A 13846-nucleotide genomic window follows, 5' to 3' on the forward strand; every position below is an offset into this window, starting at 1 on the left:
TTCGTGCGTAAACGAAACCATGTCGGGAAACACAGTGACGTTTGTGGACCGCGCAGGTTGTCACCTGTGCGACGAAGCAAAAACAACAGTCACTCACGTCATCGACCAAGTGGCCCAAGAGACGGGGCACACATGGACGCTCAATGTGGTCGACGTTGATAGCGACAGCGAATTGCTGGAACGCTACGACTGGGAAGTTCCGGTCGTGCTGGTCAACGGTCGGCAACACAGCTTTCACCGAGTAGATGCGCGTCGGTTGAAGGCCTCGCTCATTCGCGCATCCAACACAAACTAAAGCTAGCCAGATTTAGTCCGCACAAGATCTAGTCCACACAACATATCCGCACAACCTAGTTGCGTTTGAGGGGTTCTCAGTGTCGTTGCTCGTCCTAGGTGTTTCACACCGCACCGCTCCTATGAGCGTGCTCGATGCGTTCGCCTTTGACGCGCCCGCAGTCGAGCAATTGCGCTCGCGGGTCTGTGCAGGCGAATACGTCATGGGTGTAGTTGTGCTGGCGACGTGCAACCGAGTCGAAATCATCGCCGATGTCTCCGGCTTCCACGGCGGGCTCGCCGATCTGGGTTCCGCCTTGGTCGACATGACGTCTTTCGACTGGAAAGAGCTGGCCGGTCACCTGTTCGTGCGCTACGAAACGGAAGCGTATGAACACCTGTTTGAACTCACCACGGGCCTGGACTCAATGGCGATTGGTGAGGCGCAAATCCTGGGCCAAGTGCGCACTGCACTCAACGAAGCCCGCACTGCTGGCACCTTGACTGGTGATCTGGAACGCGCGGTCAGTCGAGCGTTAGAAATCGGAAAGCGAGCCCACACCGAAACCGCACTCGACACCGTCTCAAACTCGCTTTTGGACACTGCTCTCTTTGCCGCCCGTGAACACCTGGGCGAAATCAGTGGAGCCCGCGCACTCGTCGTGGGTGCCGGTGCCATGTCAGGACTGGCCGTCGCCACGTTGGTGCGCTCAGGAGTCTCATCACTCACGGTCATCAATCGGACATCAGAGCGTGCCCTTCGCCTGATCGAACACGCCGAAGAGCTCGCACAACAACTGGGCACGTACCTCACCACCTCGTTCACCGAGCTGTCAGAAGGCTCACTCGTCGACGAAATCCGCCACTCCAACCTGATCGTCAGCGTAACGGGTGCGCGCGGAACCGTGATCAACACCGACACCGTGGTGAAAGCCATGAGCTCCACCCCGGAACCGCACAAGCGTGCGTTCATCGACCTCGCAATGCCCTTCGACATTGAGCACAGCGTTGCCGACATTCCGCACGTGAGCCTCATGGGGCTGGAACAACTGTCCATGGAATTCGCACAGAGCAACCTAGCCGCGGACTCCCGTGCGGTCGACGCGCTGGCACAAGTGCGCGCACTCATCCGCCAAGCCATGAACCAGGTCGCAGCAGATAAAGCGGCGTCCAAGATCAACCCCACCGTGGTTGCCCTGCGCAAACGCGCCAGCCAAATCATCGATGCTGAATACACCCGCCTGGTGAACAAACTGGGGGATGACGTCAGCGAAGACGTGCAAGCCGAAATTCGTAAATCCCTCAACCGCACAGTCGACAAGATCCTGCACAACCCCACCGTCCGGGTGAAGGAACTCGCGCTCACCGAAACCAGTACGGACTACGCGGCTGCGCTGTCCACGCTTTTCGACCTCACCGCAGCACCTGAAACCTCAGAGCTCCCAATCGTCAAAGCCAAGAACCACAGCACCAACCAAAGCAAGGCCAAGAACAACACGGCGAAGAGCAGCCCAGCCAAATCCACCACAACCGACGGAACCACACCAGTTGGCGACCACACGCTCGACGTGGTGGAGCCAGAAGGATGGACACGAACGGTCCGGCTGGGAACTCGCCGATCGAACCTGGCGCGCTCGCAGTCAGTGGGAGTCGCTCACGACATTGCCGCACACACCGGGTGGCGCGTGGAAATCGTCGAGGTCGTCACAGAAGGCGACGTCAACATGACCCCGTTGGCCAACATGGGCGGAACGGGCGTGTTCGTGTCTGCAGTGCGGCAGGCCCTGCTGTCAGGCAAAATCGACATCGCCGTCCACTCACTCAAAGACCTTCCCACCGCGCAGGCGCCGGGAATTACCTTGGCGGCTGTACCACCTCGGGTAGACCCGTCCGACGTCCTTGTGGCCCGCGACGGACTCACCTTCGACCAGCTTCCCCAGGGCGCGATCGTGGGAACCGGTTCGCCGCGCCGTGCCGCGCAAATGCGTGCAGTCCGCCCGGATCTGGACATTCGTGGTGTGCGCGGAAATGTGGGCACCCGCATCAAGTACGTCACTGACGGCCGCATCGACGCCGTCGTTCTGGCCGCCGCCGGTATGCGCCGGTTGGGGCGCCTAGCCGAGGTGACCGAGACCTTGGCGACCGACCTTATGTTGCCAGCCCCGGGGCAGGGGGCGCTGGCGATCGAGTGCCGCGCAGAAAACGCGGACCGCGACCCGTTCGACGCGAAACTGCGGTCAGGGCTGTTGGCAATCCACGACGAAACCACGTACCGCGCGGTCGTCGCTGAACGCGCCATTTTGTCGCGTGCGCAGGCCGGATGTTCAGCTCCGATTGGTGCGCTTGCGAACGTGACTGAACGGTCCATTGAACTGTCTGCCGTGATGGCCGACGATGCTGGTAAGCTGGCGCGAATTACCCGGTCAGTGGCTAACACGGGTGTCAACGCCGCGATCGACGTGGGAACCCAGATCGCCGATGAACTTCTCGACACCTTGGGCGTTGTTCCAGATACGTTGACCGGTGCGAATGCTCCGAAAGCTCAACTTGAGGTAAAACCATGAGTGCTTCAACGGTGTTTCCACTGATCCCGCAAAAACCGCTGGTTGTTTTTATGGGAACCGGGCCGGGTGACCCCGGACTGCTACCTGTGCGTTCCGCCGACATTCTGGCCAGCGCGCAGGTCGTTGTGTATGACCCGGCTTTTCACACTGACATTGTCGACACGTACGCGCCTTCTCAGACCGCGCGGGTTGAAGAGACGTCGTTGGGTCAAACGGCGTCCACACGTGGTCGGAAGATGGGTGAACTGGCCAAAGAGCATGGCCTGGTTGTGCGGTTGTACGCGGGTGACGGCGTTCTGTTTTCGGCTCTGAACTCTGAAGGTGTTGCCGTGCGTCGCACGGGCACCGGTATCGAGGTGGTCCCCGGGGTTGGCCTGTCGGCCGCCGTGGCATCGTTTACGGGAACCCCAATCACCACCAACCGCGTGCGGTCCCTGCGGTTTGTCGAAGCCGGAGAAATGACCCACACGGATGTGTCCAAGCACCGCAACACTGCCCACGTTTTGTCTGGTGACAGCGAAAACACGGTCGCTGCGATCCGGTCGCTCCTCAACGACGGGTGGGACCCGGCCACACGCGTGCTCGCAGTTGTGCGGGTGTCCCGCGTGCGTCAGGTGTCCGTGGACACCACTTTGGGTGCTTTGGAACAGCGTCTGGAGAACGAGCCCGTTCCACAGGAAACGATTGTCACGATCCTGGGCGCGGGAATTGAGGACCGCGGCCCGCTTTCGTGGTTTGAAACGAAGCCCCTGTTCGGATGGAACGTGCTGATTCCGCGCACCCGTGAGCAGGGTGAGATCACCGCCCAGGTGCTCCATGAGTACGGCGCGGAGTCCGAGGTCGTTCCCACGATCGCTATCCAACCACCTCGGACGCCGGGGCAGATGGAGCGCGCGATGCGCGGGCTTGTCGACGGGGACTACCAGTGGGTTGGGTTCACGTCGATCAACGCGGTGCGCGCCGTGCGGGTCCTGTTGGGTGACCTGGGGCTGGACGTGCGCTCCTTAGCTGGCGTGCGCGTTGCCGCTGTGGGGGCGCAGACCGCGGCTGCCTTGCGGGAGTGGGGGATTGAGCCGGAGCTCGTTGCTACGACCGAAGAGTCCGCGCGCGGGCTGGCCGCTGACTGGCCGGTGTTTGACGACGTAGAAGGTTTCAACCGTGTGTTGTTGCCGCGGGCGGATATTGCGACCGAGGTGTTGGTCAACGGCCTGCAGGAAAAGGGTTGGAAGGTCGACGATGTGACGGCCTACCGGACCGTCCGTGCCGCCCCGCCACCGGCTCCTACCCGTGAGGCGATTAAGCGTGGCGATTTCGACGCTGTTCTGTTTACGTCGTCATCGACCGTGCGCAACCTTGTGGGTATCGCAGGTAAGCCACCGGCAACCACGGTCGTCGCCTGTATTGGACCGGCCACTGCGCAAACTGCGGAGTCTCACGGGCTGGTCGTCGACATTGTTTCTCAGGAAGCTAACGTCAAATCTTTAATTGAGGACCTCGCTGAATATGCGCGCGATCTGCGGGATCGTGCGGAAGCTCAAGGCGAGCCCGCTCTTCGGCCCTCGGAGCGTCGCCGTACCAGGAGAAAGTCATAATGTTCCGTCCACGTCGTCTTCGTAGCACGCCAGCAGTACGCAGGCTTGTACAAGAGAACAGGCTTCATGCTGCTGACTTGATTGAAACGCTCTTCGTCAAGGAGTCGTTGACCGAGCCGGCTCCATTGACGTCCATGCCAGGGGTTGTGCAGCACACGCTCGATTCACTTGTGGAAGCGTCACGCAACGCCGTTGACGCGGGCGTGGGTGGCATCATGCTGTTTGGGATTCCGAGCCACCGTGATGAAACGGGTTCTCAGGCGTTGGCTGAAGACGGGATTCTGAACCGTGCAATCCGTGCGGTCGTGGAGGCCGTGGGTGACCAGACGGTGGTCATGGCGGATCTGTGCCTGGACGAGTTCACGTCACACGGCCACTGTGGTGTTCTCACGGACACGGGTGAAGTGGACAACGACGCCACGGTTGAGCTGTATGCCCAGATGGCAGTGGCCCAGGCGCGTGCGGGCGTTCACGTGATTGGCCTGTCCGGCATGATGGACGGTCAGGTGGCGCGAGTGCGCGAAGCGCTTGACGAAGCTGGTTTCATCAACACAATTATTATGGCGTACGCCGCTAAGTACGCTTCGGCGTTCTACGGGCCATTCCGGGAAGCAGTTGACTCGCAGCTGAAGGGTGACCGCCGTACATATCAGCAGAACCCGGCTAACGGTCGCGAAGCTCTCACGGAGGTCGCGTTGGACGTCGACGAAGGCGCCGATATCGTCATGGTGAAACCTGGCATGCCGTACTTGGACGTGCTCGCTGAAGTGAGTGACGCAGTGACCGTTCCCGTGTGGGCGTACCAGGTCTCTGGTGAGTACGCGATGATCGAGTTCGCGGCCGCCGCGGGAGCGATCGACCGCGACGCCGCAATCATGGAAAGCCTGACTGCGTTTAAGCGCGCAGGAGCCGACGCGATTTTGACCTACTGGGCGACCGAGGTTGCTTCCCGGTTGAATGGCCAATCATGACGGCCGCTCAGAGTCCAGTAAATTCTGACGCAAACACTGTCCAATGGCTTGACGATTCTGAGCAACTCGCATGGCGCCACATGGTTGAGTCGTGGCGCTTGATGATGGCTGTTTTGGATAAGGACTTGCGCGTCGCGTACGGGATCGGGATTCCGGAGTACGAGGTGTTGGTCCGCTTGTCGGAATCCGAGGACTGGTCGTGTCGCATGTCGGAGTTGGCGTACGAGATCGGTATGTCGCGTTCTCGCCTGACCCACATTGTTGCCAGGATGGAAAAGCGGGGTCTGGTAGAGCGGGAGTCCGCAGTGGGTGACGGCCGAGGTGTCCGTTGCTGTATGACGGACGCCGGCTGGGAACTGTTACAGGAGGCCGCTCCCACACATGTCACGGGTGTGCGAGAAAATTTTGTTGATGTGTTGGACCCGGTTGAGCTTAAAGCGCTGGGCGAAATGTACGAGAAGGTTCACACACACCTTCGCGAGTTAGCCTAGATACGAGGAGGATTTTTCATGTCCCACGTAACTTCTGAGTCGGAACGTCTATTTGCCCGAGCCCAGTCTGTTATTCCTGGCGGAGTGAATTCCCCGGTTCGTGCGTTTAAAGCAGTAGGGGGAACGCCACGCTTCATCCGTAGCGCTAAAGGCGCGCTGTTGTACGACGCAGACGGCAACGAGTACGTCGACCTCATTGGTTCGTGGGGCCCCATGATCCTGGGACACTCGCACCCGCAGGTTCTCGACGCGGTTCACGCGGCTGCTGACCAGGGTTTCTCTTTTGGTACCCCGTCTGAAAACGAAGTCGCGCTGGCAGAAGAAATCGTTGCTCGCGTAGACCCGGTTGAGCAGGTGCGCTTGGTGTCGTCAGGAACCGAAGCGACCATGAGCGCGATCCGTTTGGCCCGCGGTTTCACTGGACGGTCACGCGTGGTGAAGTTCGCTGGTTGCTACCACGGGCACGTCGACGCTCTTTTGGTTGCGGCCGGTTCAGGTGTCGCTACCTTTGGTCTGCCCGACACTCCTGGCGTGGTCGCCGGGGAAGCGTCAGAGACCTTGGTTGTTCCGTACAACGACGCGCAAGCGCTCACGGAAGTGTTCGAGAAGTACGGCGACTCGATCGCATGCGTCATCACGGAGGCCTGCCCCGGAAACATGGGTATTGTGCCACCTCGGGACGGCTTCACCCAGCTCATTCGCAAACTCACACGGGAACACGGTGCCCTCATGATCTCGGACGAGGTCATGACAGGTTTCCGCGTGTCTGAGGCCGGATGGTACGGCTATGAATCTGGTCTAGGTGAGGGTTACCCGGACGGACCTGCCGATCTGTTCACGTTCGGAAAGGTTATGGGTGGCGGTTTCCCCACGGCTGCTTTCGGTGGACGCGCCGATGTCATGGCACACCTCGCCCCAGCCGGTCCCGTGTATCAAGCGGGAACCTTGTCTGGGAACCCTGTTGCAACGGCCGCAGGTTTGACCACGTTGAAGCTGACCAAGGAACTCGATGTGTACAGTCACATCGAATCGGTTGCCGACCAGTTGCGCGCAGCAGTGACCCAGGAGCTGACACGGGCCGGTGTGCCTCATACGGTGCAGAGCGCGAACTCCATGTTCTCGGTGTTCTTTACCGACCGCCCCGTGATCAACTACGCTGACGCTCAGTCACAGAACAGTGACGCGTATGCGGCGTTCTTCCACGCGATGCTCGACCAGGGTGTGCACTTGCCACCAAGTGCGTATGAAGTGTGGTTCTTGTCGTTGGCACACACTCCCGAGGTCGTTGACCGGATTGTGTCCGCGTTGCCTGCCGCTGCACGTGCCGCCGCTCAAGCGAAAGGCTGAAAATGATTATCCGTGTTCACCTGAATCGACACGGCGAAGTCCACAACCCTGAAGGTATTTTGTACGGTCGCCTTCCCGGTTTTGGATTGTCTGAAGTTGGCCGTCTCATGGCTCAACGCGTCGCTGAGCACTACACCGGGCCGGATTTTATGGTCCGGGACCTGGTGCGTTCCCCGCTTTTGCGGACTAAGGAGACCATCGCTCCGCTTGCTAATGCGGTGAACATCGAACCTCTGGTTGACGAGCGGGTCATTGAAGCGGAAAACCAGTTCGAAGGCACCAAAGTGGACCGCCATTCGCTCATGCAACCGCAGAACTTGCAACGCTTGTACAACCCGCTTAAACCGTCGTGGGGTGAACCGTATGTCAATCAGGTGCGCCGAATGCGAGCGGCTGTCGCCAGTGTGCACCGCCGTTTAGAGGACATCGCGCGAAGCGAGAAGCTTGAGGTGGTTGACGGCGTGATCGTGTCGCACCAGCTTCCCATTTGGGTGACTCGCTTGGACGCGGAAGACCGTCCGCTGGTCCACGACCCACGCCACCGCGAATGCTCGCTGGCTTCATCCACGACTCTCACATTTGAAAATGGTTCACTCGTCGATGTTGGGTACAACGACATCGCGAAGGATCTGCAACCGGTGAAAGGGGTTGCTGGGGCATGACCGTGAACCGTCGTAAGGCTCTCACTGCAACGTTGGCGACAGCAGTGCTGGTGGCCACCAGCGCCTGTTCAACGGAATCCGATTCGCTTGCCGATCAAGCTGGATCCGGCCAAGGCTATGTTTCTGGTTCAGGTGTTGTCACGCAGATTCCGGAAGCGGAACGCGGAGAACCCGTCGATTTCGACTTCACGCTCTTGGACGGAACAGAAGGCTCGGTCAAGGACTACAGGCCCAAGCTCGTGGTGGTGAACTTGTGGTACGCGTCGTGCCCGCCGTGCCGTAAAGAAGCCCCTGCACTCAATGAGGTTGCCAGCAAGTTCGCCGACGATGCGGAGTTCTTGGGCGTTAACGTCCGGGACGGAAAAGCGGCAGCAGAAGGCTTCACCAAGACCTTTGATGTGAAGTACGCAAATACCCTCGATACTGACGGTTCGATTGTTGCGTCTCTTTCCAAAGTGCTACCCCCACAAGCCACTCCGTCCACGGTTATCCTCGATAAGGAAGGACGGCCGGCAGCACGCGTTGTGGGTGCGGTAGAAGAATCGACGTTGCGAGGTTTGATCGAAGAAACCATGGGCCATTGATGCCCGTGAACCTAATCGCGTCTGCCGGACAGTCGTTCGCCGACACCGTTCTCAACGGCCCCATTCTGTTAGCAATGGCGGTCGCGCTCCTGGCTGGACTCGTGTCGTTTCTTTCGCCCTGTATTCTTCCTTTGGTACCCGGCTACGTGGGCTATGTGACCGGGCTGACCGGAACGCACGTCAAGGACAAGAAAACCTGGACAGTACTCGCAGGCGTGGGACTGTTCATCCTGGGTTTCGCCACCGTCTTCGTGGCGATTGGGATCCTGTTTTCCGGACTGGGTGCCTTGGTATCACAGTGGATTGATGTCGTCACCCGGATTTTTGGTGTCATCGTCGTGATCCTGGGAATCGCTTTCCTGGGCGGTTTCCAGCGTCTGCAGAACGATGTGCGGATCTCGAAACGACCTCGGGCGGGGCTCTTAGGAGCGCCCCTTTTGGGCGCGACCTTCGCCTTAGGCTGGACCCCGTGTATTGGGCCCACGCTGGCAGCGGTGCTGGCCATGTCCACCAGCTTTGGAGGAACCGGAAACGTGCTTCGCGGAGCGGTGCTGACCTTTGTGTACTGCTTGGGAATCGGGATACCGTTCCTCATCGTCGCGTTTCTCATCCACAAGGGAATGGGCAAGCTCGAATGGGTTCGCCGTCACCAACGGGGTATTGTGCGGGCAGGCGGAATCATGCTGATCGTGCTGGGCCTGGCCATGGTGACTGGGCTATGGAACCTCATGATGAGCTATATGCAACTGTGGGCTAACGGATTCGAGTTGGTGGTGTAGTGAGTAAGAACACGCAAGCTCCTGCAAACATTGGTGCGGTAGGAATGCTGCGCTGGGCATGGCGACAGCTCACCACCATGCGTTTCGCCCTTATTCTGCTCTTGGTACTGGCCATGGCAGCGGTTCCTGGCTCCCTGTTGCCACAACGCATTCAAGACCCCGGCAAGGTGCGCACGTTCATTGAGGACAACGGCACTTTGGGTGAGGTGCTCGACAAACTGCAGATGTTCGACGTGTATTCGTCGGTGTGGTTTTCTGCCGTGTACATCCTGCTCATGGTGTCGTTGGTGGGCTGTATTGTTCCCCGGTGCGGCCAGCACTTTAAGGCCATGCGCATGGCCCCGCCCAAAGCACCGCGCAGGCTCACCCGTATGCCTGCTCACCAGGAGTGGGAACTTGAAGATAGTGACACTGACGACTTCTTGGACCGTGCGCAGCGCGTCTTGAAGAAGGCCGGGTACCGCACAGTGCGCAACGATGACCACGTTGCGGCTGAACGCGGGTACTTGCGCGAAACCGGAAACCTGTTGTTCCACTTTTCGATCTTGTGGGTCGTTGTGGTATTCGCTCTGGGTGCGCTCGTGTCGTATTCGGGGCAACGGATTCTGGTTGAGGGTGAAACGTTCTCCAACTCGCTGGTGTCCTATGACGACTTCAAACCGGGCACCTACTACAACCCGGACAATCTGGACGACTTCCGCATCACACTCAACCGTTTTGACGCCACGTTCGACAGTGAGTCGGTGGGACCACAGTTTGCTCAGCCCCGGCACTTCGCCGCAAATGTGACCACTAACTACCAGGGTGTTGAAGAGACCAAGGTTCTGCAGGTCAACGAGCCCGTGCGCTTTGGTCGCACCAGCGTGTATCTCACGGGTAACGGTTACGCTCCCGAGGTGACGGTGAAGAACGCGAAGGGCGACGTCACCTTCTCCGGTCCCGTTGTGTTCCTGCCGGTTGACGGAACGTATGCCTCCCGAGGTGTCGTCAAGGTTCCGGATACCGGTGGCGAACAGTTGGGATTTGGGGGAGTGTTCCTCCCTACGGCGGGATTCAATGACCAGGGTGAGCTGATTTCGACGTTTCCCGCGGCCGATCAGCCGTACTTGGTGATGAGCGTGTACGAGGGCGACCTGGGATTGGACGACGGGATCGCTCAGAACGTGTATGAACTCGATACCTCGAAGATGCGCGCGGTCACTGGCAAGGACGGTAAACCCGTCACGCTTCAGATGGCACCGGGAGAGACCGTCGAGTTGCCAGACGGTAGGGGCACGGTGACGTTTGATGGCGTGAAACGCTTCGTCGCTGTCGACATCCACTCCAACCCCACGCAGGTTGTGCTCTTGGTAGGTGCGGTTCTGCTCATGGTGGGACTGGGGCTGTCATTGTTCATTCCGCGCCGTCGTATGTGGGTGCGCGTCACTGATGGGCGAGTCGAAGTTGCGGCGCTTGCACGTGGCGAAGACCCCAGGGTCAAACACGCAGTAAAAACGCTTGCCGTACACTTGAATGAATCTGCGCGTGAAGAGGAAGATTAATGGACGTTTCTGTTGTTTGGGCTAGCTGGTCCAATCTGCTGATTTATTCGGCCATGGCGGTCTACGCGATCGCATTCATCATTTACTCTCTGGACCTTTTTGGCGACACTGCTCAGGACAAGAGCCAAGTAAAGAACAACACCAAGACCACCGCAAAAGCCAGCGCGGTTGCACGTACCTCACGTAATCGCGGTGGCGGGGTAGCGGTAGCTGAACGCGACGAGGATTTTCCAGTTCCGGTAGCTGAAACACATGACTTCAGGCGCTGGGCACGCGTTGGAACGGCGCTCACAGTCCTGGCTGTTCTCATGCACGTGGGCGCCGTCGTCACACGCACCATTGCAGTCATGCGTGTCCCGTGGGGCAACATGATGGAGTACGCGCTGGTTGCGTCCGCCCTGGCTGTCATCACGTACCTGGCCGTGTTGAAGTTCCGCGACCTGCGCTTCATGGGAACGTTCGTCGCAGGTTTCGCGCTGATCACTCTGGGCCTGTGCATTACGGTGTTCTACACTCCGGCGGCTCAGCTCATTCCTGCTCTTCAGTCGTACTGGATTTACATCCACGTACCCATTGCGATCCTGTCTACCGCCCTGTTGACCGTGTCCGCCGTGATCGCGATCTTCCAGTTGCTCACCATCAACTACGAAAAACGTGTGAAGGAAGACCGGCCCATTCCTAAGGCACTGCGGTTCTTGGCTCGTACGCCGGCTTCTGACCGTATTGAGATCGTGTCGTATCGCTTGGCCGCGGTTGGGTTCATCACATGGACCTTCACGCTGATCGCTGGAGCGATCTGGGCCGAGGTCGCGTGGGGCCGTCCGTGGGGCTGGGACACCAAAGAGATCTGGACGTTTGTTGTGTGGGTCATCTATGCCGCGTACCTCCACGCACGTGCAACCCGAGGTTGGTCGCAACGCGCAATCGCGATCCTCAACCTGGTCGGTTTCTCTACAGTTCTATTTAACTTCGCGGTGGTCAACATCTACTTCAACGGTCTCCACAGCTATTCTGGGCTCAAGTAATAAAACGAACACAGTATGTGTAAACCCTGGGAGTAGGAAACACTCTCAGGGTCGTTTTATTTCGTAAACCGTGGTTTACGTGCAGTGATGGCGGTTTTTGTAGATTTCCGTTCCTTAACAAAACTTGTGCAAACATGGCTTTCCGTTGAGAAAACAGTGAGCAGTTGAAAGCGTTGATATCTGGATAGCTACATCGCACATGAGGAGTTGTTGTGAGTCAACCGCAGTTGAAGGAGCCGGACACCTCTACTGTTCGAAAGGCCGTCGCGGCTTCTGCAATCGGTAACGCGACTGAATGGTTCGACTACGGTATCTACGCCGTTTCCGTCACCTACATCACGCAACACTTTTTCCCGGGTGAGTACGGAACCATTCTGGCGCTCGCGACCTTCGCGTTTTCATTCCTGGTGCGTCCGCTGGGAGGTATCTTCTGGGGGCCAATGGGAGACCGCCTCGGGCGCAAGCACGTCCTTGCACTCACCATCCTGATGATGGCAGGCGCCACCTTCCTGATTGGTGTGCTCCCCACTCACGAAACCATTGGTATCGCAGCCCCGATTCTGCTTGTGATCCTGCGCGCCGTGCAAGGGTTCTCATCCGGTGGTGAATACGGTGGTGCGGCCACCATGATGGCCGAATACGCACCCCGTAACCGCCGTGGATTCTGGGGAAGCTTCCTGGAGTTCGGAACCCTGGCTGGTTTTGCCCTGGGCTCGCTCATTGTGTTGATGGGTGAACTGACGATCGGTAACGAAGCAATGATGGATTGGGGATGGCGCGTGCCGTTCCTGATTGCCGGTCCGCTGGGAATCGTGGGTCTGTACTTGCGAAGCAAACTGGGCGAATCGCCAGTGTTCGAAGAAATGGACGAAAAAGGTTCCGACGAAGGATCGACAGGCAAGGTCTTTGGCTCACTGTTTAAGAACCACTGGCAGCAGATCCTCATTATGACCGGGCTGGTCACGGCCGTAAACGTCGTGAACTACACGCTCTTGTCATACATGCCCACCTACTTTGAAAACAGTGTAGAGCTGTCCTCGCAGACGACGCTGACCATTATGTTCCTCGCGCAGTTCGGCATGATGCTGCTGATGCCTATTGGCGGGTTCTTGAGCGATAAGTTTGGGCGTAAGCCTATGTGGGCATTCTCCATGATCGGACTGATTGTGGCTTCCGTGCCCATGTACATGATCATGCCAAACGGTTTCTGGTTTGCTCTGCTGGGTATTTTCGTCCTGGGAGTCCTGTACATCCCGCAGCTGTCGTCGATTTCTGCGACATTCCCAGCCATGTTCCCCACCCAGGTGCGTTACGCAGGTTTCGCTATCACGTACAACGTTGCCACCGCAGCGTTTGGTGGTACCGCGCCTTCCGTGAATGAATGGTTGATTGGGGAGACCGGTTCGCCGCTGGTGCCCGCTTTCTACATGATGGGCGCGTGCGTGATCGGTTTGATTGCAACCCTGTGCATGAAGGAGACTGCGGGGGCTACGATCCGCGGAAACCAGCTCCCCGAGGTGGGTGTCGAGGCGAAGTTCGAAGCAGACGCTAAATAGTCTGGGCACGCTCGATGTGAGCGGTGATGGCTGCGTAGACCTCTTCCATGGGGTCACGCAGCACCGCTTGCCCGTACGCGCGACGACGGTACCCGGGGCATTCGAGGGTTAGAGTTCCAAAGCGACCACGCTTGAAGCTAATGCGCGTCTGTTCCAGGGGCCATGATTCAGCGGCTCTGATGCGGCCGATTTTAGGGTACTCGACCGTGGTGCCGGTGACCGTGAAATGCACGCCAGATTCCAGCGGTCCCGTGGACATTGACCGCTTCATACGCGCCGCAAATATGGAGAGCGCAGAAAGCGAAAACAACACCAAGCACGCGACACCTGATTCCACCCAGTTACGTGATTCGGGCTCCGTGGCGAAAGTGACCCACACGATGAAGATGCCCAGCAGGCCAAAAATCACTGCTCCAGTCCACAGCAACATGAGGTTGAAAAACCTGGAGACTTGCAGGTTT

The 13846-nt window shown here is 58.7% G+C and carries 13 protein-coding genes; 12 read left to right on the top strand and 1 reads right to left on the bottom strand.

What is annotated here, in order from left to right; all coding sequences use genetic code 11:
- Positions 1–19: 19 nt before the first annotated feature.
- From JOE56_RS07420 to JOE56_RS07475, 12 genes are all read left to right on the top strand, one after another.
- Positions 20–295, top strand: a complete 276-nt coding sequence (locus JOE56_RS07420; protein WP_204515488.1) for a glutaredoxin family protein — start codon at positions 20–22, stop codon at positions 293–295.
- A gap of 79 nt (positions 296–374) precedes the next feature.
- Positions 375–2837 carry a hydroxymethylbilane synthase gene (hemC, locus tag JOE56_RS07425; RefSeq protein ID WP_204515489.1) on the top strand — a complete coding sequence of 821 codons (2463 nt, stop codon included), beginning with the start codon at positions 375–377 and terminating at the stop codon, positions 2835–2837.
- Positions 2834–4429, top strand: coding sequence for a uroporphyrinogen-III synthase (locus JOE56_RS07430; RefSeq protein WP_204515490.1), 1596 nt, complete (start codon positions 2834–2836; stop codon positions 4427–4429). The genes hemC and JOE56_RS07430 overlap by 4 nt, the downstream gene beginning before the upstream one ends.
- The gene (gene hemB, locus JOE56_RS07435) at positions 4429–5400 is read left to right on the top strand and encodes a porphobilinogen synthase (RefSeq protein WP_204515491.1); all 972 of its coding nucleotides are present in this window, start codon (positions 4429–4431) and stop codon (positions 5398–5400) included. The genes JOE56_RS07430 and hemB overlap by 1 nt, the downstream gene beginning before the upstream one ends.
- Positions 5397–5891, top strand: coding sequence for a MarR family winged helix-turn-helix transcriptional regulator (locus JOE56_RS07440; RefSeq protein ID WP_204515492.1), 495 nt, complete (start codon positions 5397–5399; stop codon positions 5889–5891). Before hemB ends, JOE56_RS07440 begins: the two co-directional genes overlap by 4 nt.
- Positions 5892–5909: 18 nt before the next feature.
- Positions 5910–7238 (top strand): glutamate-1-semialdehyde 2,1-aminomutase, encoded by a 1329-nt coding sequence (hemL, locus tag JOE56_RS07445; protein ID WP_204515493.1) that lies wholly within the window; start codon positions 5910–5912, stop codon positions 7236–7238.
- A 2-nt stretch (positions 7239–7240) separates the two neighbouring features.
- A complete protein-coding gene (locus JOE56_RS07450) occupies positions 7241–7900 on the top strand; it encodes a histidine phosphatase family protein (protein WP_204515494.1) in 660 nt (219 codons plus the stop codon).
- Entirely contained in the window at positions 7897–8484 is a 588-nt protein-coding gene (locus JOE56_RS07455; RefSeq protein WP_204515495.1) for a TlpA family protein disulfide reductase, read from the top strand. Before JOE56_RS07450 ends, JOE56_RS07455 begins: the two co-directional genes overlap by 4 nt.
- Entirely contained in the window at positions 8484–9263 is a 780-nt protein-coding gene (locus JOE56_RS07460; protein ID WP_204515496.1) for a cytochrome c biogenesis CcdA family protein, read from the top strand. The genes JOE56_RS07455 and JOE56_RS07460 overlap by 1 nt, the downstream gene beginning before the upstream one ends.
- A complete protein-coding gene (gene resB, locus JOE56_RS07465; protein WP_239271385.1) occupies positions 9263–10804 on the top strand; it encodes a cytochrome c biogenesis protein ResB in 1542 nt (513 codons plus the stop codon). Before JOE56_RS07460 ends, resB begins: the two co-directional genes overlap by 1 nt.
- Positions 10804–11829, top strand: a complete 1026-nt coding sequence (gene ccsB / locus JOE56_RS07470; RefSeq protein WP_204515497.1) for a c-type cytochrome biogenesis protein CcsB — start codon at positions 10804–10806, stop codon at positions 11827–11829. Before resB ends, ccsB begins: the two co-directional genes overlap by 1 nt.
- Before the next feature lie 212 nt (positions 11830–12041).
- Entirely contained in the window at positions 12042–13385 is a 1344-nt protein-coding gene (locus JOE56_RS07475; protein WP_204515498.1) for an MFS transporter, read from the top strand.
- Here the strand turns inward: JOE56_RS07475 and JOE56_RS07480 are convergent.
- Positions 13378–13815 carry a hypothetical protein gene (locus JOE56_RS07480; protein WP_204515499.1) on the bottom strand — a complete coding sequence of 146 codons (438 nt, stop codon included), beginning with the start codon at positions 13813–13815 and terminating at the stop codon, positions 13378–13380. The genes JOE56_RS07475 and JOE56_RS07480 overlap by 8 nt on opposite strands.
- Between the last annotated feature and the right edge of the window lie 31 nt (positions 13816–13846).

This window comes from Brevibacterium paucivorans (genome assembly GCF_016907735.1).
GTDB lineage: Bacteria > Actinomycetota > Actinomycetes > Actinomycetales > Brevibacteriaceae > Brevibacterium > Brevibacterium paucivorans.

Bases quoted from the DNA above. Each gene is read 5' to 3' on its own strand.
- hemB (WP_204515491.1), top strand. From the start codon at position 4,429: ATGTTCCGTCCACGTCGTCTTCGTAGCACGCCAGCAGTACGCAGGCTT.
- JOE56_RS07455 (WP_204515495.1), top strand. From the start codon at position 7,897: ATGACCGTGAACCGTCGTAAGGCTCTCACTGCAACGTTGGCGACAGCA.
- hemL (WP_204515493.1), top strand. From the start codon at position 5,910: ATGTCCCACGTAACTTCTGAGTCGGAACGTCTATTTGCCCGAGCCCAG.
- JOE56_RS07420 (WP_204515488.1), top strand. From the start codon at position 20: ATGTCGGGAAACACAGTGACGTTTGTGGACCGCGCAGGTTGTCACCTG.
- JOE56_RS07440 (WP_204515492.1), top strand. From the start codon at position 5,397: ATGACGGCCGCTCAGAGTCCAGTAAATTCTGACGCAAACACTGTCCAA.
- JOE56_RS07450 (WP_204515494.1), top strand. From the start codon at position 7,241: ATGATTATCCGTGTTCACCTGAATCGACACGGCGAAGTCCACAACCCT.
- JOE56_RS07460 (WP_204515496.1), top strand. From the start codon at position 8,484: ATGCCCGTGAACCTAATCGCGTCTGCCGGACAGTCGTTCGCCGACACC.
- ccsB (WP_204515497.1), top strand. From the start codon at position 10,804: ATGGACGTTTCTGTTGTTTGGGCTAGCTGGTCCAATCTGCTGATTTAT.
- JOE56_RS07430 (WP_204515490.1), top strand. From the start codon at position 2,834: ATGAGTGCTTCAACGGTGTTTCCACTGATCCCGCAAAAACCGCTGGTT.
- JOE56_RS07480 (WP_204515499.1), bottom strand. From the start codon at position 13,815: ATGTTGCTGTGGACTGGAGCAGTGATTTTTGGCCTGCTGGGCATCTTC.